Source organism: Streptomyces sp. NPDC002088 (assembly GCF_040296605.1).
GTDB lineage: Bacteria > Actinomycetota > Actinomycetes > Streptomycetales > Streptomycetaceae > Streptomyces.
On record NZ_JBEOXO010000009.1, the window covers coordinates 47,285 to 66,237 of the forward strand.

17 protein-coding genes and 1 pseudogene are annotated in these 18,953 nt (G+C 70.9%); 7 read left to right on the top strand and 11 right to left on the bottom strand.

The genetic code is table 11. The features are described 5' to 3' along the window. Positions 1 to 40 precede the first annotated feature (40 nt). The gene (locus ABT114_RS20715) at positions 41 to 1,171 is read left to right on the top strand and encodes an oxidoreductase (protein ID WP_351144269.1); all 1,131 of its coding nucleotides are present in this window, start codon (positions 41 to 43) and stop codon (positions 1,169 to 1,171) included. Here the strand turns inward: ABT114_RS20715 and ABT114_RS20720 are convergent. Genes ABT114_RS20720 through ABT114_RS20730 form a run of 3 tightly spaced genes read right to left on the bottom strand, consistent with a single transcriptional unit; the run spans position 1,120 to position 3,967 of the window. Beyond that, entirely contained in the window at positions 1,120 to 2,298 is a 1,179-nt protein-coding gene (locus ABT114_RS20720) for a dipeptidase (protein WP_351144270.1), read from the bottom strand. The genes ABT114_RS20715 and ABT114_RS20720 overlap by 52 nt on opposite strands. Before the next feature lie 8 nt (positions 2,299 to 2,306). Continuing rightward, positions 2,307 to 2,831: a 5-(carboxyamino)imidazole ribonucleotide mutase gene (gene purE, locus ABT114_RS20725; protein WP_351144271.1), complete on the bottom strand. Its 525-nt coding sequence runs from the start codon at positions 2,829 to 2,831 to the stop codon at positions 2,307 to 2,309. Further along, positions 2,828 to 3,967, bottom strand: a complete 1,140-nt coding sequence (locus ABT114_RS20730) for a 5-(carboxyamino)imidazole ribonucleotide synthase (protein WP_351144272.1) — start codon at positions 3,965 to 3,967, stop codon at positions 2,828 to 2,830. The genes purE and ABT114_RS20730 overlap by 4 nt, the downstream gene beginning before the upstream one ends. Before the next feature lie 198 nt (positions 3,968 to 4,165). Here ABT114_RS20730 and ABT114_RS20735 point away from each other — a divergent pair, with 198 nt between their 5' ends. After that, entirely contained in the window at positions 4,166 to 4,669 is a 504-nt protein-coding gene (locus ABT114_RS20735) for a GtrA family protein (protein WP_351144273.1), read from the top strand. A gap of 30 nt (positions 4,670 to 4,699) precedes the next feature. Here ABT114_RS20735 and ABT114_RS20740 read toward each other — a convergent pair whose 3' ends face one another. Together ABT114_RS20740 and ABT114_RS20745 are read right to left on the bottom strand one after the other, a co-directional pair. Then, positions 4,700 to 5,974 carry a sensor histidine kinase gene (locus ABT114_RS20740; RefSeq protein ID WP_351144274.1) on the bottom strand — a complete coding sequence of 425 codons (1,275 nt, stop codon included), beginning with the start codon at positions 5,972 to 5,974 and terminating at the stop codon, positions 4,700 to 4,702. Positions 5,975 to 6,015: 41 nt separating this feature from the next. After that, positions 6,016 to 6,693 carry a response regulator transcription factor gene (locus tag ABT114_RS20745; RefSeq protein WP_064533465.1) on the bottom strand — a complete coding sequence of 226 codons (678 nt, stop codon included), beginning with the start codon at positions 6,691 to 6,693 and terminating at the stop codon, positions 6,016 to 6,018. A 560-nt stretch (positions 6,694 to 7,253) separates the two neighbouring features. Between ABT114_RS20745 and ABT114_RS20750 the strand changes: the two genes are divergently transcribed. Further along, positions 7,254 to 8,750 (top strand): oligopeptide:H+ symporter, encoded by a 1,497-nt coding sequence (locus ABT114_RS20750; RefSeq protein WP_351144275.1) that lies wholly within the window; start codon positions 7,254 to 7,256, stop codon positions 8,748 to 8,750. Between the two features lie 82 nt (positions 8,751 to 8,832). Here ABT114_RS20750 and ABT114_RS20755 read toward each other — a convergent pair whose 3' ends face one another. The 6 genes and pseudogenes from ABT114_RS20755 to ABT114_RS20780 form a co-directional block, all read right to left on the bottom strand. Continuing rightward, positions 8,833 to 10,062: a hypothetical protein gene (locus ABT114_RS20755; RefSeq protein WP_351144525.1), complete on the bottom strand. Its 1,230-nt coding sequence runs from the start codon at positions 10,060 to 10,062 to the stop codon at positions 8,833 to 8,835. Between the two features lie 68 nt (positions 10,063 to 10,130). Next, positions 10,131 to 11,204 carry a hypothetical protein gene (locus ABT114_RS20760; RefSeq protein WP_351144276.1) on the bottom strand — a complete coding sequence of 358 codons (1,074 nt, stop codon included), beginning with the start codon at positions 11,202 to 11,204 and terminating at the stop codon, positions 10,131 to 10,133. Next, positions 11,201 to 12,037 (bottom strand): COG1361 family protein, encoded by an 837-nt coding sequence (locus tag ABT114_RS20765; protein WP_351144277.1) that lies wholly within the window; start codon positions 12,035 to 12,037, stop codon positions 11,201 to 11,203. The genes ABT114_RS20760 and ABT114_RS20765 overlap by 4 nt, the downstream gene beginning before the upstream one ends. Positions 12,038 to 12,121: 84 nt before the next feature. Beyond that, complete coding sequence (locus ABT114_RS20770) at positions 12,122 to 12,805, bottom strand: LPXTG cell wall anchor domain-containing protein (protein WP_351144278.1); 684 nt, start codon at positions 12,803 to 12,805, stop codon at positions 12,122 to 12,124. 178 nt (positions 12,806 to 12,983) lie between these two features. Further along, positions 12,984 to 13,520 carry an ATP-binding protein gene (locus ABT114_RS20775; protein ID WP_351144279.1) on the bottom strand — a complete coding sequence of 179 codons (537 nt, stop codon included), beginning with the start codon at positions 13,518 to 13,520 and terminating at the stop codon, positions 12,984 to 12,986. Positions 13,521 to 13,891: 371 nt separating this feature from the next. Next, positions 13,892 to 14,260 (bottom strand): annotated as a pseudogene (locus ABT114_RS20780) (STAS domain-containing protein); the annotation flags it as partial. 238 nt (positions 14,261 to 14,498) lie between these two features. Here ABT114_RS20780 and ABT114_RS20785 point away from each other — a divergent pair. The 4 genes from ABT114_RS20785 (at position 14,499) to ABT114_RS20800 (ending at position 18,947) form a co-directional block, all read left to right on the top strand. Next, complete coding sequence (locus ABT114_RS20785) at positions 14,499 to 15,428, top strand: RNA polymerase sigma factor SigF (protein WP_351144280.1); 930 nt, start codon at positions 14,499 to 14,501, stop codon at positions 15,426 to 15,428. Positions 15,429 to 15,620: 192 nt separating this feature from the next. Next, positions 15,621 to 17,129 carry a ricin-type beta-trefoil lectin domain protein gene (locus ABT114_RS20790; protein WP_351144281.1) on the top strand — a complete coding sequence of 503 codons (1,509 nt, stop codon included), beginning with the start codon at positions 15,621 to 15,623 and terminating at the stop codon, positions 17,127 to 17,129. Between the two features lie 233 nt (positions 17,130 to 17,362). Continuing rightward, on the top strand, positions 17,363 to 17,980 hold the full coding sequence (locus ABT114_RS20795; RefSeq protein WP_351144282.1) for an RNA polymerase sigma factor: 618 nt from the start codon (positions 17,363 to 17,365) through the stop codon (positions 17,978 to 17,980). Then, a complete protein-coding gene (locus ABT114_RS20800) occupies positions 17,973 to 18,947 on the top strand; it encodes a CU044_5270 family protein (protein ID WP_351144283.1) in 975 nt (324 codons plus the stop codon). The genes ABT114_RS20795 and ABT114_RS20800 overlap by 8 nt, the downstream gene beginning before the upstream one ends. Positions 18,948 to 18,953: the final 6 nt, after the last annotated feature.

Below are 18,953 nucleotides of genomic sequence, written 5' to 3' on the forward strand. Positions count from 1 at the left end.
ACTTGAACCTGACACTGATGTCAGCTTCTACCGTACGGCCATGACGCACACAACGGACATCTTCGAACCCGCCCGGCTGGGGCCCGTGGCCCTCCCGAACCGTCTGGTGATGGCCCCGATGACCCGCAACAGGGCCGACGCCGACGGCACCCCGTCCCCGCTGATGGCCGCCTACTACGTCCAGCGCGCCTCCGCCGGCCTGATCATCGCCGAGGCGTCGACGCCGAACGCGGTCGGGCAGACGTATCCGAACATCACCGCGATCCACCGGCCCGAGCACCTGGCCGGGTGGCGGCGGGTGACGGACGCCGTGCGGGACGCGGGCGGGCGGATGTTCCTGCAGATCCAGCACGGCGGCCGGATCGGGCACCCGGCGACCAGCGGGCTGACTCCCCTCGCGCCCTCGCCGGTCCCGCTCCCGGACACGATCTTCACGCCCGAGGGCCACCGGCCCGCCGTCACTCCGCGGGAGATGACCACCTCCGAGATCCACGCCACCGTCGCCGACTTCGCGGCCGCCGCCCGCAACGCGCGCGACGCGGGCTTCGAAGGGGTCGAGGTGCACGCCGCCAACGGCTACCTGCTGCACCAGTTCCTGGCCGGCAACACCAATCGCCGTACGGACGAGTACGGCGGCCCGGTCGGCGGGCGGATCCGGTTCGTGGTGGAGGTGGTCGAGGCCGTGGCCGCCGCGATCGGCGCCGAGCGGGTGGGGGTACGGATTTCCCCCGGGCTCACCGTCAACGGCATCGAGGAGGGTGACACCGAGGAGCTGTACCCGGCGCTCGTCGAGCGGCTGAGCGGCCTGGGGCTCGCGTATCTGCATGTCGTGTACGCCGATCCGGACGCCCCGCTGTTCCGGCGGATCCGCGCCTCCTGGCCGGGGGCACTGATCGCCAACCCCGTGCTGACGGAGCTCTCCACCGAGGCCGTCGGCCACGCGGCCGGGCGGCTGCTCGGCGCCGGGGCCGACCTGGTCGCCCTCGGCCGGCCCTTCCTCGCCAACCCCGACCTGGTGGCGCGGCTGCGTCTCGGGGCGCCGCTCAACGAAGTGCGGGACCGGTATCTGATGTACGTGGGCGGGGCGGACGGCTACACCGACTACCCCGCCCTGGACGGTCAGCCGTCGAGTGACTCGATCGTCGCGTTGGACGGCGGGCGGGTGGCCTGAAGGTCGCGGGCGACGTCCTCGGCCGCGCCCAGTACCCGTACCGAGTTCTGCCAGGTCAGCTTGGCCAGGTCGGGCCGGGACCAGCCGCGGTCGAGGAGTTCGGCGATCAGGTTGGGGTAGCCGGAGACGTCGTTCAGACCGTCGGGGGTGAACGCCGTGCCGTCGTAGTCGCCGCCGATGCCGAGGTGGTCGATGCCGGCGACCTCGCGCATGTGGTCGAGGTGGTCGGCGACCGTCGCGACCGTGGCGACGGGGCGCGGGTTGCGCTCCTCGAAGGCGCGGTGGACCTTCATCGCCTCGGCGGTGGTGTCGAGGTGGTGGAAGCCGTGGGCGCGCATGTTCGCGTCGGCCGCGGCCGTCCAGTCGACCGCCGCCTGGAGCACGAACTTCGGGACGAACGTCACCATGGCGATGCCGCCGTTGGCGGGCAGCCGCTCCAGGACGTCGTCCGGGATGTTGCGCGGGTGGTCGCAGACGGCCCGGGACGAGGAGTGGGAGAAGATCACCGGCGCGGAGGTGGCATCCAGCGCGTCGCGCATGGTCGTCGCCGCCACGTGGGAGAGGTCGACGAGCATGCCGAGGCGGTTCATCTCCCGGACCACCTCGCGGCCGAAGGCCGACAGACCGCCGACCGCCGGCTTGTCGGTCGCCGAGTCCGCCCACGCCACGTTGTCGTTGTGGGTCAGGGTCAGGTAGCGGACACCGAGGTCGTACAGCCCCCGCAGCGTGCCGAGCGAGTTGGCGATCGAGTGGCCGCCCTCCGCGCCCATGAGGGAGGCGATACGGCCCTCCGCGCGCGCTGCCTCCATGTCGGCCGCCGTCAGTGCCTGCCGCAGGTCCGCCGGGTGGCGGGCGAGCAGCTGCCGTACGCAGTCGATCTGCTCCAGCGTCGAGGGCACCGCGTCGGGCAGGTCCGAGCGGACGTACACCGACCAGTACTGCGCGCCGACCCCGCCCTCGCGCAGGCGGGGGATGTCGGTGTGCAGGTGGGCGTTCTGGTGGGTGGCGATGTCGCGGGCGTCGAGGTCGTAGCGGACCTGTTCGCGCAGGGCCCAGGGGAGGTCGTTGTGACCGTCGACAACGGGGAATTCGGCGAGGAGCGCGCGGGCTTCGTCGAGGGACGTCATCCGCGCACTCACTTCCCGAAGCCGAAGCCGTTGTTCCCGCCGTCGACCTTGGCGCGCAGGCGCTTGCCCTTCTCGGTGGCCTGGTCGTTCAGCTCCTGCTGGAAGTCGCGCATCCGGGCGAGGAGGTCCCCGTCGTGGGCGGCCAGGATGCGCGCCGCGAGCAGTCCGGCGTTGCGGGCACCGGCGACGGAGACCGTCGCGACGGGGACGCCGGCCGGCATCTGCACGATCGACAGCAGGGAGTCCATGCCGTCCAGGTACTTCAGCGGCACCGGGACGCCGATGACCGGCAGCGGGGTGACCGAGGCCAGCATGCCGGGCAGGTGGGCAGCGCCGCCCGCGCCCGCGATGATCACCTTGATGCCCCGGTCCGCGGCCTGCTCGCCGTACGTGATCATCTCGCGCGGCATGCGGTGCGCGGAGACGACGTCGACCTCGTACGCGATCTCGAACTCGTCGAGGGCCTGGGCGGCGGCCTCCATGACGGGCCAGTCGGAGTCCGACCCCATGACGATGCCTACAACAGGGCTCATTCGGTGATCGTGCCTCTCAGGTAGCCGGCTGCGTGACGGGCACGCTCAAGGACGTCTTCCAGGTCGTCGCCGTAGGTGTTGACGTGGCCCACCTTGCGGCCGGGCTTCACGTCCTTGCCGTACATGTGGATCTTCAGCTGGGGGTCGCGGGCCATGCAGTGCAGGTACGCGGAGTACATGTCCGGGTAGTCGCCGCCGAGGACGTTCACCATGACCGTCCACGGCGCGCGCGGGCGCGGGTCGCCGAGGGGCAGGTCGAGGACGGCCCGGACGTGGTTGGCGAACTGGGACGTGACCGCGCCGTCCTGGGTCCAGTGGCCCGAGTTGTGCGGGCGCATGGCGAGTTCGTTCACGAGTATGCGGCCGTCCGCTGTCTGGAACAGCTCGACGGCGAGGTGGCCGACGACGCCGAGTTCCTTGGCGATGCGCAGCGCCATCTCCTCGGCCTGCAGGGCGAGGCCCGCGTCGAGGCCGGGGGCGGGGGCGATGACCGTGTCGCAGACGCCGTTCACCTGACGGGACTCGACCACGGGGTACGCGACCGCCTGGCCGTGCGGGGAACGTACGACGTTCGCCGCCAGCTCCCGTACGAAGTCGACCTTCTCCTCGGCGAGGACCGGGACACCGGCCAGGAAGGGCGCGGCGGCCTCCTCGACGGAGTCCACGACCCACACGCCCTTGCCGTCGTAGCCGCCGCGGACGGTCTTGAGGACAACGGGGAATCCGTCACCCTCGGCCGCGAAGGCGGCCACGTCCTGCGGATCGGAAACGATGCGGTGCCGCGGGCACGGCACACCGATCGCGTCGAGCTTCGCCCGCATCACGCCCTTGTCCTGGGCGTGCACGAGCGCGTCGGGGCCCGGACGGACGGGGATGCCGTCCGCCTCCAGGGCCCTGAGGTGCTCGGTGGGCACATGTTCGTGATCGAACGTGATCACGTCACATCCGCGCGCGAATGCGCGCAGCGTGTCCAGGTCGCGGTAGTCGCCGATGACGACTTCGCTCACGACCTGTGCCGCGGAATCCTGAGGGGTGTCACTGAGGAGCTTGAACCTGATGCCGAGCGGGATGCCTGCCTCGTGTGTCATACGAGCGAGCTGACCGCCGCCGACCATGCCGACTACCGGGAACGTCACGCCCCTAGGGTATCGGCCACGGCAGGACGGCTGGATTCCGCGCCTCTTACCGGCCGCTTTCCCGCCTCATACCCGGTGTTTCCCGGCTTCTTGCCGAGCCGTGGCCGACCTGTGAGCCCGTCCACAGGAAAGCCCGAGGGGGGACGGTTAGCATGACTGGGTTGACGTAAACCGACCCGGACGGGGGCACGCACAGCCATGGAACACGGTTCCTCGGGGCTGCGACGACTCGGACGCGAGGTCGCGAAGTTCGGCGCCGTCGGTGGCGCGGGGCTTCTGGTCAATCTCGGTGTGTTCAACCTGGTACGGCATGTGACGGACCTTCCCGTCGTGCGGGCCAGCGTCATCGCCACCATCGTCGCCATCGTCTTCAACTACATCGGCTTCCGGTACTTCACGTACCGGGACCGTGACAAGGGCGGCCGTACGAAGGAACTGACCCTGTTCCTGCTGTTCAGCGTGGTCGGGCTCGTGATCGAGAACGGCGTGCTGTACGCGGCGACGTACGGGTTCGGCTGGGACAGCCCGCTGCAGAGCAACGTCTTCAAGTTCCTCGGCATCGGCGTCGCCACGCTGTTCCGGTTCTGGTCGTACCGCTCGTGGGTGTTCAAGGCGCTGCCCGCGCGGGAGGCCGTCGCGGACGCGGAGTCCCTGTTGAAGGCGGAGTCGAAGAAGCCTCGGTCGACGCAGCGGGTGAGCTGACCGCCGGCCGGACCCGGCCGACGTAGGCCGTCAGCGGACCGTCGGCTCGTCCCCCTCCACCACCGGCCTCTTCAGCGGCGTACGCGACAGGAACAGCCCGAACACCGGCGGCTGCGCCTGGAGCATCTCCAGACGGCCCCCGTCCGCCTCCGCGAGGTCCCGGGCCACCGCGAGGCCGATACCCGTCGAGTTGCGGCCGCTGATGGTGCGCTCGAAGATGCGCGCCCCCAGGTCGGCCGGGACTCCGGGGCCCTCGTCCGTCACCTCGACGACCGCCTGGTTGCCGGTGACGCGCGTGCGCAGGGCGACCGTGCCCCCGCCGTGCATGAGCGAGTTCTCGATCAGGGCGGCCAGGACCTGGGCCACCGCGCCCGGCGTCCCGACGGCCCGCAGATGACGCTTGCCCGAGCTGACGATGGCGCGGCCCACGCCGCGGTACGCCGGGCGCCACTCCGCGAGCTGCTGTTGGATGACCTCGTCGAGGTCGAAGGAGACGGCGGAGCCGGTGCGGGGGTCGCGGGCGTTCGTCAGGAGCCGTTCCACCACGTCCGTCAGGCGTTCCACCTGCGTCAGCGCGATGGTCGCCTCCTCCTTCACCGTGTCCGGGTCGTCGGTGAGGGTGATCTCCTCCAGGCGCATGGAGAGCGCGGTGAGAGGCGTACGCAGCTGGTGGGAGGCGTCGGCGGCCAGGCGCCGCTCGGCGGTGAGCATCCGGGCGATGCGCTCTGCGGAGCCGTCGAGGACGTCCGCGACCCGGTCCAGCTCGGGGACGCCGTACCGCTTGTGCCGGGGGCGCGGGTCGCCCGAGCCGAGGCGTTCGGCGGTCTCCGCGAGGTCGGTGAGCGGCGAGGCGAGGCGGTTGGCCTGGCGGACCGCGAGGAGTACCGCGGCCACGACGGCCAGCAGCGCCACCGCCCCGATGATCAGCAGCGTGCGGCCGACCTCCCGGGTCACGGAGGAGCGCGGCTCCTCGACCGTGACCGTCTCGCCCTCCTCGCCCTTCGCGGTGGAGCGGATCACCTCACCGGTCGGCTTGGTGCCGACCTCGATGGTGCGCTCCCCCGGCATCAGGATCCGGGCGTAGCGTTCCTGCGCGACCTGGCCACGCAGTATCTCCGCGTTGACGGTCTCGTCGCCGAGCAGCCGGCTGTCCACGATGCTGGCCAGCCGCAGGGCCTCGGAGTCCACGCGTTCCTGGGCGCTGTTGCTGATCGTCCGGGTCTCGACGATCACCAGGGACACGCCGAAGACGGCGATGACGACGAGCACCACGGCGAGCGTGGACTGGATCAGTCGACGGCGCATGTCCTCTTACGCGTGTCCTCTTGCCTAGCGGGATACGGGGTTCAGCTCTTTTCGAAGCGGAAGCCCACTCCTCGTACGGTCGCGATGTAGCGGGGGTTCGCCGCGTCGTCGCCGAGCTTCTTGCGCAGCCAGGAGATGTGCATGTCGAGGGTCTTGGTCGACGACCACCAGGTGGTGTCCCAGACCTCGCGCATCAGCTGGTCGCGGGTGACGACCCGGCCCGCGTCGCGGACCAGCACCCGCAGCAGGTCGAACTCCTTGGCGGTGAGCTGGAGCTCCTCGTCGCCCATCCACGCGCGGTGCGACTCGACATCGATGCGCACACCATGGGTGGCGGGCGGCTGCTGCGGCTCGGCGGCGCCGCGCCGCAGCAGGGCGCGGACGCGGGCCAGCAGTTCGGCGAGCCGGAAGGGCTTGGTGACGTAGTCGTCGGCACCCGCGTCGAGCCCGACGACGGTGTCCACCTCGTCGGCGCGCGCGGTCAGGATGAGGATGGGCACGGCGTGGCCTTCGGCGCGCAGCCGGCGCGCGACCTCGAGGCCGTCCATGCCGGGCAGGCCCAGGTCCAGCACGACCAGGTCGACGCCGCCCTGCATTCCTGCGTCGAGCGCGGTGGGGCCGTCCTCACGCACCTCGACCTCGTACCCTTCCCGGCGCAGTGCGCGGGCCAGCGGCTCCGAGATGGACGCATCGTCCTCGGCGAGCAGTACACGGGTCATGAGCTGATGGTAGACCGCCGTGGGCGGGCCCCGAGGTGTGATAGCCCTTGCGGCTTCTTACCCAGGGACATGCCGGACACAGCCCTGCGAATCTTCCTGTGGATGTTTCTGTGGATCTCTCCTGAATCTCCCCGCGATCTTGGTACGGACCTATGGCCGAGGGATGTCATCCTGGTATCAACCTTCGAATAGGCGTGCGCGGTTCCATGATCGCCTGTGATCCGCGTCTCAAGTCCTTCCATATCCGGCAGTGTCCTGCCGTATGGTGAATCAACGCCTGTAGCACCTCGGGGACCTTTGGCGAGCATTTAGAAGCTAAAGGTCTCTTTTGTGTGCGGGCTGGTGCCGCCAGCCTTGAAAGGAATGACCTGTGGCCGGGCCTCGCACGCATTGACGCGTGTAGAGGCGTGGATCCCGGTGGTCGCCGTCCACCGCTCCGTGACCCGGAGCGGAATCCCCGTGGGCGTGGGGCGGACGTGACGAAACCGCCGGTGCCGGCCGCCCCCCACCGGGCGCGCAACGCTCCAGCAGCGAGCGCGTCCCGAGCAGCAAGGAACGACATGGCGTCCAGCCTGACGAAGGACTCGGTCCGTCCGGGCACCCCCGGCTCCGGGAAGACCTTCTTCGGCCACCCCCGCGGACTGGCCACACTTTTCATGACCGAGATGTGGGAGCGCTTCTCCTACTACGGCATGAGGGCACTGCTCCCGCTGTACCTGGTCGCTCCGGGCGGCCTGCACATGAGCGCGGCCACCGCGACCGCGATCTACTCGGTGTACCTGTCGCTCGTCTACCTGCTCGCCCTGCCGGGCGGCTGGTTCGCGGACCGCGTCCTCGGTCCCCGTAAGACCGTCGCCGCGGCCGGCATCATCATCATGCTGGGCCACCTCACCCTGGCCCTGCCGTCGTCCGGCACCTTCTTCGCGGGCCTCGGCCTGGTCGCGATCGGCTCCGGTCTGCTGAAGGCCAACATCTCGACGATGGTCGGCCACCTCTACGACGGCCCGGACGACCCGCGCCGCGACGGTGGCTTCACGCTCTTCTACATCGGGATCAACGTCGGCGCGTTCGCGGCGCCGCTGATCATCGGCACCGTCGGTGAGAACGTCAACTGGCACTTCGGCTTCGCGCTCGCCGCGCTCGGCATGGCCATCGGCCTCGCCCAGTACCTGCTCGGCCACCGCCACCTGAACGAGCGTTCCAGCGTCGTCCCGACGCCGCTGACCTCCGCCGAGAAGGCCGCGACGCTGCGCAAGTCCGGCTTCTGGGCGGCCGTCGCCGTCGTCTTCTACGCGATCGTCGGCTTCTCCGGCCACTACACCCTGAACTGGCTGCTGGTCCCGATCACCATCGCCGGCCTGATCATCCCGATCATGGTCATCGCCCGGATCAAGCGCGACAAGAGCCTCGACCGCGTCGAGCAGTCGAAGATGTCCGCGTACATCTGGTTCTTCGTCGCCGCGGCCGTCTTCTGGATGATCTACGACCAGGGCGGCTCGACCCTGTCGATCTTCGCCGACGAGTCGGCGAAGAACACCGTCTTCGGCTGGGAGTTCCCGGTCTCCTGGTACCAGTCCGTGAACCCGGTCCTGATCATGGCGCTGGCCCCGGTCTTCGCCTGGGCGTGGCTGGCGCTCGCCCGGCGCGGCAAGGAGCCGAGCACCGCGGTGAAGTTCGCGGTGGGCCTGGTCCTGATCGGCGCGTCCTTCTTCCTGTTCCTCGCCCCGCTGGCGATCGCCGACGGCGGTCACAAGGCGGCCGCGATGTGGCTGGTGGCGATCTACTTCGTCCAGACCGTCGGTGAGCTGACGGTCTCCCCGGTCGGCCTCTCCGTCACCACGAAGATGGCGCCCGCGAAGTACGCCTCCCAGATGATGGGCGTCTGGTTCCTGGCCGTCACCGCCGGTGACGCCACGACCGGTCTGCTCTCCATCGCCGGCGTCGACCTGAACAAGACGGGCATCGTGGCCCTCCAGGCCGTGCTCGCCGTGATCGCCGGTGTCGCGGTGTGGATGTACCGCAAGCGGGTCAAGGAGCTCATGGGCGACGTCCACTGACGTTCCCACCAGGGCTGCTGTACGCAAGGGCCGCCGCACCCCGCTGGGTGTGGCGGCCCTTCCGTGTGCCGGGGCGGGCCCCCTACCGCAGCCGTCGGCCGGGCATGAACGTGAACACCGCGGCGCCCAGCAGGATCGCCGTCCCCGCCACCAGCCCGAGGGCCTTCAGCGCGCCGTGGTCGTCCGCGCCGGTCGCCGCGAGGCCGCCGTCGGCGGACGTGGAACCGCCGGAGGACGTGGTGGATCCGGAGGCGCCGCTCGCCTGCTCGGTGGTGTCCAGGGTCAGGGAGACCTCGGACTTGGTCGGGGTGCACGTCGTGGTCGTACCGAGGGCGTTGATCGTCAGGACACCCGGGGACAGCGTCGACTCGCCGCTCGCGCCCGGCTTGTAGGTGCCGGTCAGGTCGGGGATCTCGATCGGGTCGCCCGACTTGATGTCGTTCGCGTTGGTCGGCCCCTCCACGTGCACCGTGCCCTTGTCGGCGCCGCCCAGGGCCACCTCCATCGACGGCTTGACCGAGCCCTTCGGGATGTCGGCGGGGCTGTCCATCACGGACTTCTTGAACTGCACCGTCAGATCGAAGTTCCCGCCGTCCTTCTTGGCGTTGATCTGCACGGGCGACGTCGCGCTCTTGTCGCCGATGGGCGTCTTGCACGCGTACGGGACCTGGACCTCCTTGCCGGTGAAGTCGGTCTGGCCGCTCCCGGTGCCGTCGCTCGCGGACGCGCTCGGCGTGCTCGACGGGGACGCCGACTGCGAGGCGGAGCCCGTCGGGTCCGGTGAGGTGCTGGTCGACGAACTCGACGAGCTACCGCCCCCCGCCGTGACCGCGATGGCCGCCGCCGGCTGCACCGTCTGCGTCGGTGTGCACTTGGTGTCGGTCGACATCGCGTTGACGGTGTACGCGTCCGGCGTCAGCGTCACCTGCCCGGCCGCCGTCAGTTTCAGGGTGCCCTTCATGTCGGACAGCACCATGGCGGCGCCCTTGGGGATCGCCGGGTTCTCGCGCGGCCCCTGCATCGCGATGTCGGCGGTCTGCGCGCCGGCCGCCTTGAGGGTGCCGGACGGCTGGACCGAGTCGGCGGGCAGGTCGATGATGTCGGGGTTCTTCGAGGCGGGCTGCGTGAACTTCCAGACGATGTCGACCGTGTCGCCCACCTTCGCCGTGGCCGGCGCGGTGATCTCGACCTTCGTGGTGCCGTCGACGGGGTCGATGCCCGCGGGCGGCACGCAGTGGGTGGTGTACGACACCTCGGCGGCCTGCGCGGGCCCGGCGGCCACGCCGAGCAGGACGCCCGCCCCGGCCAGCAGGAAGGCGGCGCTCGCGGCGCCCGCTCTCGATCCGCGTCCGGCAACCGGTGTGACTCTCCTTCGCGTTCTCACGTGGGTCCCTTCGTGGTGGGAGTCGTAGGACTCGTCGGGCTGTCGTGGTGCGGTGCGGAGAGCCGACCGGCCGTGCCCGGACCGGAGTCCGGGGTGAACCACGGCAGGGCCGAAGTCGTGGAAGTCGGCGTGGCCGTACGGTCGCCGGTGCGCAGCCTCGGGAGTCGCCACCTGAGTGGCAGGAAGTCCCGGACCGGCCGGCCCGCCCGTCGCGGCCGGACACGGTCCACCACGGCCATCCCGACGCGGAACACCGCGGCCGGCACGACCAGGCAGAGCAGGATCCAGAACAGGGTCACGCCCCAGGGCCGGCCCACGCCCCACGGCTGCTCGGCGAGGACCCGGCCGCCGTACTTGAGCGAGACGGTGTAGTCGCCGTGCGCCCCGGCGGTGAGCTCGACCGGCAGTCTGATCTGCGCCTTCTTGCCGGGTGCGATGCTGCCGCGCCACTGCTGGTCGTCCCACTGCGGGGCGAACACGCCGTGCGAGGTGCCGACCTGGAAGACCGGGTTCTTCACCGGCTCGGAGCCGACGTTGCCGACGGTGAAGACCAGGGTGCGTGAGGGCGGGGCCCCGAACCAGGTCAGCAGCCCGCTCGAACCGTCGAGCCGGGTGTCGGTGAGGACGGACAGCCGTCCCTCGGCCGTCTGCGCGGGCAGCGGCTGCACCGCGTGCCCGGCCACCTGGAAGACGGCGTCGGCCTGCGCCGTCGCGCCGGTCACGGTGGCGACGTGCACCACACACGGGCATGGCACCGGCGGCTCGGCCACCGGCAGCTTCCGGCTGAAGCGGCCCTTCGCGTCGGTGGTGACGGCCCGGCCGTCCGCGTTGGCACAGGAGTTGGTGCCGCCGATCACGCCCCGCGACGGCTCGGACTGCCCGCAGATCAGCAGCATCAGCAGCGCGTGCGACCGCCAGCCGCCGCTCACGGTGATCGAACCGCCGGTCCCGGCCTGCGACTTGGACAGCTCGACGGTGGGCCCGTCGGCCGCCACCGCGGGTCCCGTCAGGGGCAGCACGAGCAGCGCCGCCACCGCCACCAGCGCCGAAATCCGCAACCTGCCGCTCACCGCACCGCTCCCGTCAACTCGACGTCCGTGAGCGGCTCCCCCGCCACAGGACGATCCGCCATGCGAAGCCTGCGCCGCCACCCGACGAGGAAGCCGGCGCAAGCCGCTCCCGCGGCCCCCGTCCCCGCGACCGCGTCCCACGGCACGAACCGCGCCGACGCGCTCGCGGTGTCCCGCGCACCGCCCGCCGCCGTCACCGTCAGCCGTACGTCCACCGCGTCGAGGGCGGGCCGGCCGGGCCAGGGTTCGCTGAGCTTCAGGCGGCGGCCCGGCGCCAGTTCGACGGGCAGGGCGCGCGGGGGCCGGTCGAGGAGGCGGCGGCCGAACACGCCGTCCGCGCGCACGGCGAGCCGCGGGGCGAGGACGGTGGTACCGCGGTTGACCAGCTCGTACGTGATGCGGTCGCCGCGCACGGCGACGTGTTCGACGGTCACCGCGGACAACTCCGCTCCACCGACGCGCAGTCGGATCGGCACGGTCGCCGTACGGCCGTCGGCGTCCCGCACGACGATCGCGCCGGTGCGGTCGCCGGGGGCCGCATCCGCCGGGACGGTCACCGTGAAGGGGACGTCGGCGCGGGTGCGGGCGGGGATCCGTACCGCGGACCCGGCGAACGTGACCGGCACGCCGGTGCCGCGCAGCCGTACGGCGACCGTCCGCCCGCCGCGGTTGGTCAGGGACACCGTGTCCTGCAGGACGGTACCGGGCGTGCCCTCCGCGTAGAAGGACGGGCGGCCGGCGCCGGAGGGCGCGGCCGACCAGTCACCGGCGGAGGGGGCGGCGCCCAGCAGCAGGAGAACGGACAGGGGCAGGACACGGGCGGCGTACGACATCGGCGGCTCCATCAGGCAGGGGCGGCGCGGAGCGCCTCGTTGCGGGGTGGCGGCCGGGCGACGGGCGGGCGGCGCGACGTGCGGTCAGCGGCCTGCCCGCGCCGCCTGGTTCCTCCGCGTCAGCCACAGCGCGCCCGCCGCGCCGGCGAGGAGCACCGTGCCGCCGAGCGTGCCGAGGGCGATGACCGAGTCCTCGGGTCCGGTCTGCGGGAGTGCCGCCCCGGAGCCGCTGTCACTGCCGCTCTGTGTGCTGCCGCCCGCCGCCGTCACGTCGAGGGTGAGCGACGGTCCGGGGCTGTTGGTCGGCGTGCACGTGGTGGTGGTGCCGAGCGCCTTGATGGTGAGCACGCCCGCCGTGAAGGTGACCTTGCCGGTCTTCTTCGGGGTGTACGTGCCGCTCAAGTCGTTGATTTTGATGGGGGTGTCGGCCGGGATCGCGGCCTGGTTGGCGGAGCCGGTGACGGTGAAGGTGCCACTGTCGGCGCCGCCCAGCTTGACGGTGGCGCTCGGGTTCATCGAGCCCTTGCCCAGTTCGACCGGGCTGGACGAGACGCCCTTCTGCCAGGACATGGTGATCTTGTAGCCGCTGCCGCTCTTGACACCCTTGATGTCGATGGGCGAGACGGCACTCTTGTCGCCGATGGGCGTCTTGCAGTGGTAGTTGACGTTCACGACCTCGGCCCGGGCCGCCGGGGCGGCGAGCAAGACCGCCGAGCCGGCCAGGGCCGCGGCGGACGCGAACACGGCGGTTCGTTTCTGGTACGACACGGTCCCCTCATTCCTGACGGCACATCAGATCGGCCGTCAAGGTACGCCCGGGGCCGCAAGGAGGGAAGACAAGGCGCACACCGGAGTTGTGACGATCCGGCGCGCGCTGACGGGGCTTCGGGTGGAGGCGTGGACCTGAGGGTAACCCCGGGTAACGTGCGGGCGGTTCCTCACCGGCTCACGCCGGTGCCCCCAGTTCCGCCCATACGGTCTTGCCCGCGACGCCCGGTGTACGGACGACCCCCCAGTCCAGGCACAGCCGCTGCACGATGAACATGCCGTGTCCGCCGGGGCGGCCGGCGCGGTGCGGGGTACGCGGGGCCGGCTGGCCCGCGCCACGGTCGGCGACCTCGACCCGGATGGCCTTGTCGTCGCAGGCGAGCCAGAGCGACTCCGGTCCCTCGGCGTGCAGACAGGCGTTGGTGACCAGCTCGGACACGACGAGCAGCACGTCCTCGGCGGCCGCCCGCTGGTCCGCGGTGGCGGCCGGCAGCCAGCCCCACGCGTACAGCGCCTGACGGGCGAAGTCGCGGGCGAGCGGAACGACACCGCTCTGGCCGTCCAGGGTCAGCCGGCGTACCTGACGACCCGTCGGCGACGCGGCCGCGCCCTCCCCGGACGCACCGGCACCTGACGCGCCCCCCTCGGACGCCCCTGAAGCACCGCTCGGCTCCGGGCCGCGGTCACCCGTCGAGCAGGGCCGGGTGGTGCTCATCAGCGCTTCACCTCACCGATTCACCAGTTCACGATTCAAGAGTCAGTACGTAGATCGACGGGGGATCCGTCGACGTGGCGCCGACACATTCAGGATGTCTCCTGCCCGACCGGACCGACGGAACACCCCCTGTTGGCGCGGGCGATGTCACACGGGGGCTGACGCACGGACGGGCGGGCGGTTCACTGCAGGAGGGACGGCCGGGAGACGAGGGCCGGGACACGACGACCAGCGGACGGCGGACCTGTTCAGCCCGATTCGCCGGCCTCCCCCGCCACGCGGCCGCCGCCTGTGTCCCCCGCCACACCGCCACCGCCGTCACCGCCGTTCGCGTCATTCACGCCGTTCGCGTCATTCGCATCGTCCGCGCCGTCGTCGGCCAAGGCCGCCTCGACCGAGTCGTGGACGGTGAAGACCGCCTCCGCCCCAGTGATCTCGAAGACGCGCGCCACCACGGGCAGCATCCCCGCGAGGTGCACTCCGCCCCCGGCGGCCTCCGCCTTCAGCCGCGCACCGAGCAACACGTTCAGCCCGGTCGAGTCACAGAACTCCAGACGCGAGCAGTCCACGACCAGTCGGCTGAAGCCCCTGGCGAGGCAGTCCTCGAGTGGCCCACGCAACAGATCGACGGTGTGGTGATCGAGCTCACCCGCCGGAGTCACGACGGCACTGGAGCCCTCTTCCCGCACCTCCACCAGAAGCCGGCCCGACTGTGCGCTGCCGACCGTCCCGCGGTCCATGCGTCTCCCACTCCCGAGATCGTGACTGCTGACAGATGCCCTCGAACACTACGCCGTCCCTACACACTCTGACACCCGAACAACCACCCACAAACGGACATTTGCTAATGAAACGGACTTGCGGTCAGCTCCGTAAAGCGGGTAGGGCTAGTAGGGACACGTACTCGACACGGCCGGCTTTGGAGGCGCCGCACACCGCTGTGCAGCAACTGGCTTCGGCAGCCATATGCCGAGAACGATGGAGGACATCATGTCACCCCGGCTCGACGCCTCGCATACCCAGCAGGCGACGTCGACACCCCTTCCGGAACATCTGGATCCCATCGAGCAGAACAACGGCGTACGCGCTCCACAGGACGACGTACTCGCCGGGCTTCCGGAGATACCTCCGTACGAAGAGGTCGGCCCCGTCGACGCGCGGGCCCTGTCCAAGACCCTCTTCGAGCGCCTGGAGTCGCTCGAGGAAGGCACGCACGAATACTCGTACGTCCGCAACACCCTCGTGGAACTCAACCTCGCCCTGGTCAAGTTCGCCGCCTCCCGCTTCCGCTCCCGCAGCGAGCCGATGGAGGACATCATCCAGGTCGGCACCATCGGCCTGATCAAGGCGATCGACCGCTTCGAACTCACCCGCGGCGTCGAGTTCCCCACCTTCGCGATGCCGACCATCATCGGCGAGATCAAGCGCTTCTTCCGCGACACCTCGTGGTCCGTGCGCGTCCCGCGCCGGCTGCAGGAGCTCCGGCTCGACCTGGCGAAGGCCGGCGACGAACTGGCCCAGCAGCTCGACCGCGCCCCGACGGTGGCGGAACTGGCCGAGCGCCTCGGCATCACCAACGACGAGGTCGTGGAGGGCATGGCGGCGTCGAACGCGTACACCGCCTCGTCGCTGGACGCGCAGCCCGAGGAGGACGACGCCGAGGGCGCGCTCGCGGACCGCATCGGGTACGAGGACCACGACCTCGAAGGCGTCGAGTACGTCGAGTCGCTGAAGCCACTGATCGCCTGTCTCCCGTCCCGGGACCGGCAGATCCTCTCCCTCCGCTTCGTCGCCAACATGACCCAGTCGGAGATCGGCGAGGAACTCGGGATCTCGCAGATGCATGTGTCGCGGCTGCTGTCACGGACGCTGGTGCGGCTGCGGAAGGGTCTGACGATCGAGGAGTGACGGAAGCGTGGGAAGTCGGCGCCAGCCGCCGGTCCTCTCTGCTTTCGGATGTCACGGAGACCTTCCGCGGACTTTTCGATTACCCGGAGATAACCCTTTCCCCAAAGGCCCTCCTCCCTCACCACGGGCACCCCAAACTGGCCGGTACGTCAGGAAAGGCGGGCGACCGCAGCGGTGTGAGGAGGCCGGAGGATGACTCAGGGCGGCGGTGTGCACACGGGGGCGTCCGACGCCCGGCTGACCGAGCTGCTGCGCGCCGACACCGCGACCGCGTACCCGGCGCTCCAGGAACTCCGCGCCCGCCACCGTCCGTCGGTCCTCGCCTACGCCCGTCTGTCCACGACGAGCGAGTCCACGGCACGGCAGCTGACGGCGCAGACGTTCACCGTCGCGGCCCGCGAGACGGCGCGCGGCACCGACCCGGATGTACCCCTGCGGCACCGGCTCCTGCTGCTCACCGGCCGGCTGGCCGCGGCCTGGGCCGCTGAAGAGCGGGCCGCCGGCCTCGACGCCGCGCTGCTCCTCGTCCTGAACACGGCCGGGCCCGACGGGCCGGTCCCGCCCATGCTCGCCGCGTTCCGTTCCCTGCCGTCCCGTGCGCAAGGCCTGATCTGGTACGGCATCGTGGACGGGGAGCCCGAGGACCGGACGGCCGGCTTCCTCGGCCTCACCCGCCCGGACGTGCGGCACGGCACACCCCAGGCACTCCAGACCATGGGCCAGGCCTGTCTGCGGTCCCGCCTGGCCGCGTCCGACGACCCGCGCTGCGGGGACTTCCGCCGCCTGATCGAGGAGTCCGTACGGCCGCACAACCCCCGCTACAGCGCGGACCTGCACGCCCACATGGCACGCTGCGCGCACTGCACGGCCGCGTACGAGGAACTGTCCGCCCTGCGCGACAACCCGCGCACCGCCCTCGCCGAGGGCCTGCTGCCGTGGAGCGGAACGGCGTACGTCAGGACCGACGCAACCGCTACGCGCGTCAAAGGGCTTCCGGCGCAGCAGACATGGCCCCGGTCCCGGCGCCTCGTCCTGGCCTCGGCGGCGCTGGGCGTGGCCCTGGCACCGCTCCTGCTGTTCCTGCTGTCGTCGGGCGGCTCGCAGGGCCGGCAGCAGTCGACGGGCGCGGCAGGCACCCCGCCCAACCCCCCGGTGACGGTGACGGCGACCGCCACGCTCTCCCCGCCGCCCCCATCCCCCTCACCCACTGCTGATTCCCCTTCCCCCACCCGGAGTTCGTCCCGCCCGAAACCGACCACCCGGAAGCCGACCCCGACCCCCTCCCCGACCCTGCACCCGCCGACCGCCGCCTACGCCCAGGTCGTGAACGTCTCCACGGGCCGCTGTCTGGACGTCGCCGGTGACTTCGACAACGGCACGGACGTGGTCACCGCCCCCTGCACCTCCGCCTCCACCCAGCGCTGGCGGGTCGACTCGGGCCGCGGCGTCCTGCAGTCGTACGCCGACCCCGACTTCTGCCTCGACAGCCGCGGCGACGTCGACAACGGCGTCGGCATCTGGAACTGCGGCTCGATCGACGGCGACCACGGCGAGAACCTGCGCTTCACCGTGGATGCCGACGGAGTCATCCGCCCGGCGATCGCGATCGAGACCGGACTGACTCCGGCGGGCGGCGGTGACGGGGTGTCGCTGGAGTCGCTGAGCGGGGGTGCGGGGCAGCGGTGGCGGGCGGGGGGCTAGGGCCTCTCTTTCGGATCTTGTCGGGGTCGCGGGGTGTGGCACGCTGACAACTCCCGCGGACCGGAGCCGGCCTGATCTGAAAGAAAGGCCCTGGTGCTGCGCTGCGGAAATTCCGTGGCGCAGCACCAGGGACCGGCAGCCAGGGGCCCCGAGGGAACTCGCCGGGGGCGACGGGCGAAGGAGAGATGAAAGCCCAAGCCTTCGAAGCGTTCCCCAGGACAAAAGGAGCCCCGATGACCGTCGAGCCAGGCATCCGCACGGGGGCGGAGAGAGATGCCTCGGTAATTGCGCGGTCCCGGGATGAACCCGAGGCATTCGCCGTGCTCTTCGACCGGCACGCGGATGCGGTACACCGTTATCTGGCCCGTAGGCTCGGCGGCGAACCGGCCGACGACCTCATGGCGGAGACCTTCACCACTGCTTTCCAGCAGCGGCACCGGTACGACCCCGCGCGGGCCACGGGCGACGACGCCCTGCCCTGGCTGCTCGGCATAGCGACCAACCTGGTCAGCCGGCACCGTCGGGCCGAGGCCCGCCGGTTCAAGGCCCTGGCCCGCATCCCGGCTCCCGCCGACCACGAGGAGCCGCTGGCCGACCGGGCTGCGGCCCGGGTAGGGGCACAGGCCGTACGCCGCGAGCTGGCGGCGGCACTGGCCGCACTGCCCGCGCGGCACCGGGACGTGCTGCTGCTGGTGGCGTGGGGCGGTCTCGGCTACGAGGAGGTGGCCCAGGCCCTCGGTGTCCCCATCGGCACGGTCAGATCACGGCTGCACAGGGCTCGCAGCAAGCTACGCGAAGCGTTGGGCGGATCCGATCCGACGACACTGCGAGAGGTATCCGGCCATGACTGACGAACTCGAACTCCTGCGGGACTGGAACGCGGACGCGTCCCCGCTCACCGAACCGACCCGAGCGCAGGCCCGCCACCGACTGCTCAACACGATTACGCGCACGGAGCGACACCCCGACGCCGCACCCAGCCGCCGCCACGCGCTGCGCCTCGCGACAGCCGCGCTGGTCACCATGGCGGTTACGGGCGCGGCGGTACTGATCACCGAGGACGGAGCCGACGAGGGCGGCCGCACCAACCGCGCGGGCACGAACGCTCCGCAGATGCGCAACGCCGCCGCCGTGACGGTGCTGAACGGAGCGGCAGCGCGGGCGAGTAGGCACGAGAAGCCCGTGGCTCCGCGCGACGACCAGTTCATCTACTCGAAGCGGATCATCAAGGAGACGGAGCGGAAGACCGGCGCGGTCAAGACCTATGTGGACGTGAACTGGGACTCGGTGGACGGCTCCAAGCGATCTTTGACCATGGAGCTCGGCCGGGTGATCTGGGAGGAGCCCATGGGGAAGAACGAGGGCGTGTGGCCGCCTCGGGAGTGGAGCAAACTGAAGAAGCTGCCCACCGACCCGGAGAAGCTCATCCAGGGCATCATCGGCGTCGGCACGTCCGACAAGTCGATCGACGCCTTCACCGCGTGGGACTGGTACGAGGCCTACTTCATGCTCGGCGAGCTCCTGAAGTGGCCGGTGCTGCCCGAGGGACTGCGCCCCGCCGCGTACGAGGCGCTGGCCCTGGTGCCCGGGGTCAAGGCGACCCCGGGGATGAAAGACTCCGCCGGGCGCACCGGGGTGGGGATCTCCTACCCCAAGCGCGCGTCCGAGAAGGGCAAATACCTCATCTTCGACCCAGAGTCGTATGAATTCCTGGGCTTCCGCGCCGAGCGGACTTCGCGTTCCGGGAAGAAGACGTACATCCAGCTGTCGCACGTGGCGGACTGGGCGATCGTCGACCGCTTGAAGCAGCGCCCCTAGGCTCGT

Excerpts from the sequence above, each read along its gene's own strand:
- ABT114_RS20800 (WP_351144283.1), top strand. The coding sequence starts at position 17,973 with ATGACTGACGAACTCGAACTCCTGCGGGACTGGAACGCGGACGCGTCC.
- purE (WP_351144271.1), bottom strand. The coding sequence starts at position 2,831 with ATGAGCCCTGTTGTAGGCATCGTCATGGGGTCGGACTCCGACTGGCCC.
- ABT114_RS20785 (WP_351144280.1), top strand. The coding sequence starts at position 14,499 with ATGGAGGACATCATGTCACCCCGGCTCGACGCCTCGCATACCCAGCAG.
- ABT114_RS20720 (WP_351144270.1), bottom strand. The coding sequence starts at position 2,298 with ATGACGTCCCTCGACGAAGCCCGCGCGCTCCTCGCCGAATTCCCCGTT.
- ABT114_RS20750 (WP_351144275.1), top strand. The coding sequence starts at position 7,254 with ATGGCGTCCAGCCTGACGAAGGACTCGGTCCGTCCGGGCACCCCCGGC.
- ABT114_RS20740 (WP_351144274.1), bottom strand. The coding sequence starts at position 5,974 with ATGCGCCGTCGACTGATCCAGTCCACGCTCGCCGTGGTGCTCGTCGTC.
- ABT114_RS20765 (WP_351144277.1), bottom strand. The coding sequence starts at position 12,037 with ATGTCGTACGCCGCCCGTGTCCTGCCCCTGTCCGTTCTCCTGCTGCTG.
- ABT114_RS20790 (WP_351144281.1), top strand. The coding sequence starts at position 15,621 with ATGACTCAGGGCGGCGGTGTGCACACGGGGGCGTCCGACGCCCGGCTG.
- ABT114_RS20745 (WP_064533465.1), bottom strand. The coding sequence starts at position 6,693 with ATGACCCGTGTACTGCTCGCCGAGGACGATGCGTCCATCTCGGAGCCG.
- ABT114_RS20775 (WP_351144279.1), bottom strand. The coding sequence starts at position 13,520 with ATGAGCACCACCCGGCCCTGCTCGACGGGTGACCGCGGCCCGGAGCCG.
- ABT114_RS20795 (WP_351144282.1), top strand. The coding sequence starts at position 17,363 with ATGACCGTCGAGCCAGGCATCCGCACGGGGGCGGAGAGAGATGCCTCG.
- ABT114_RS20715 (WP_351144269.1), top strand. The coding sequence starts at position 41 with ATGACGCACACAACGGACATCTTCGAACCCGCCCGGCTGGGGCCCGTG.
- ABT114_RS20735 (WP_351144273.1), top strand. The coding sequence starts at position 4,166 with ATGGAACACGGTTCCTCGGGGCTGCGACGACTCGGACGCGAGGTCGCG.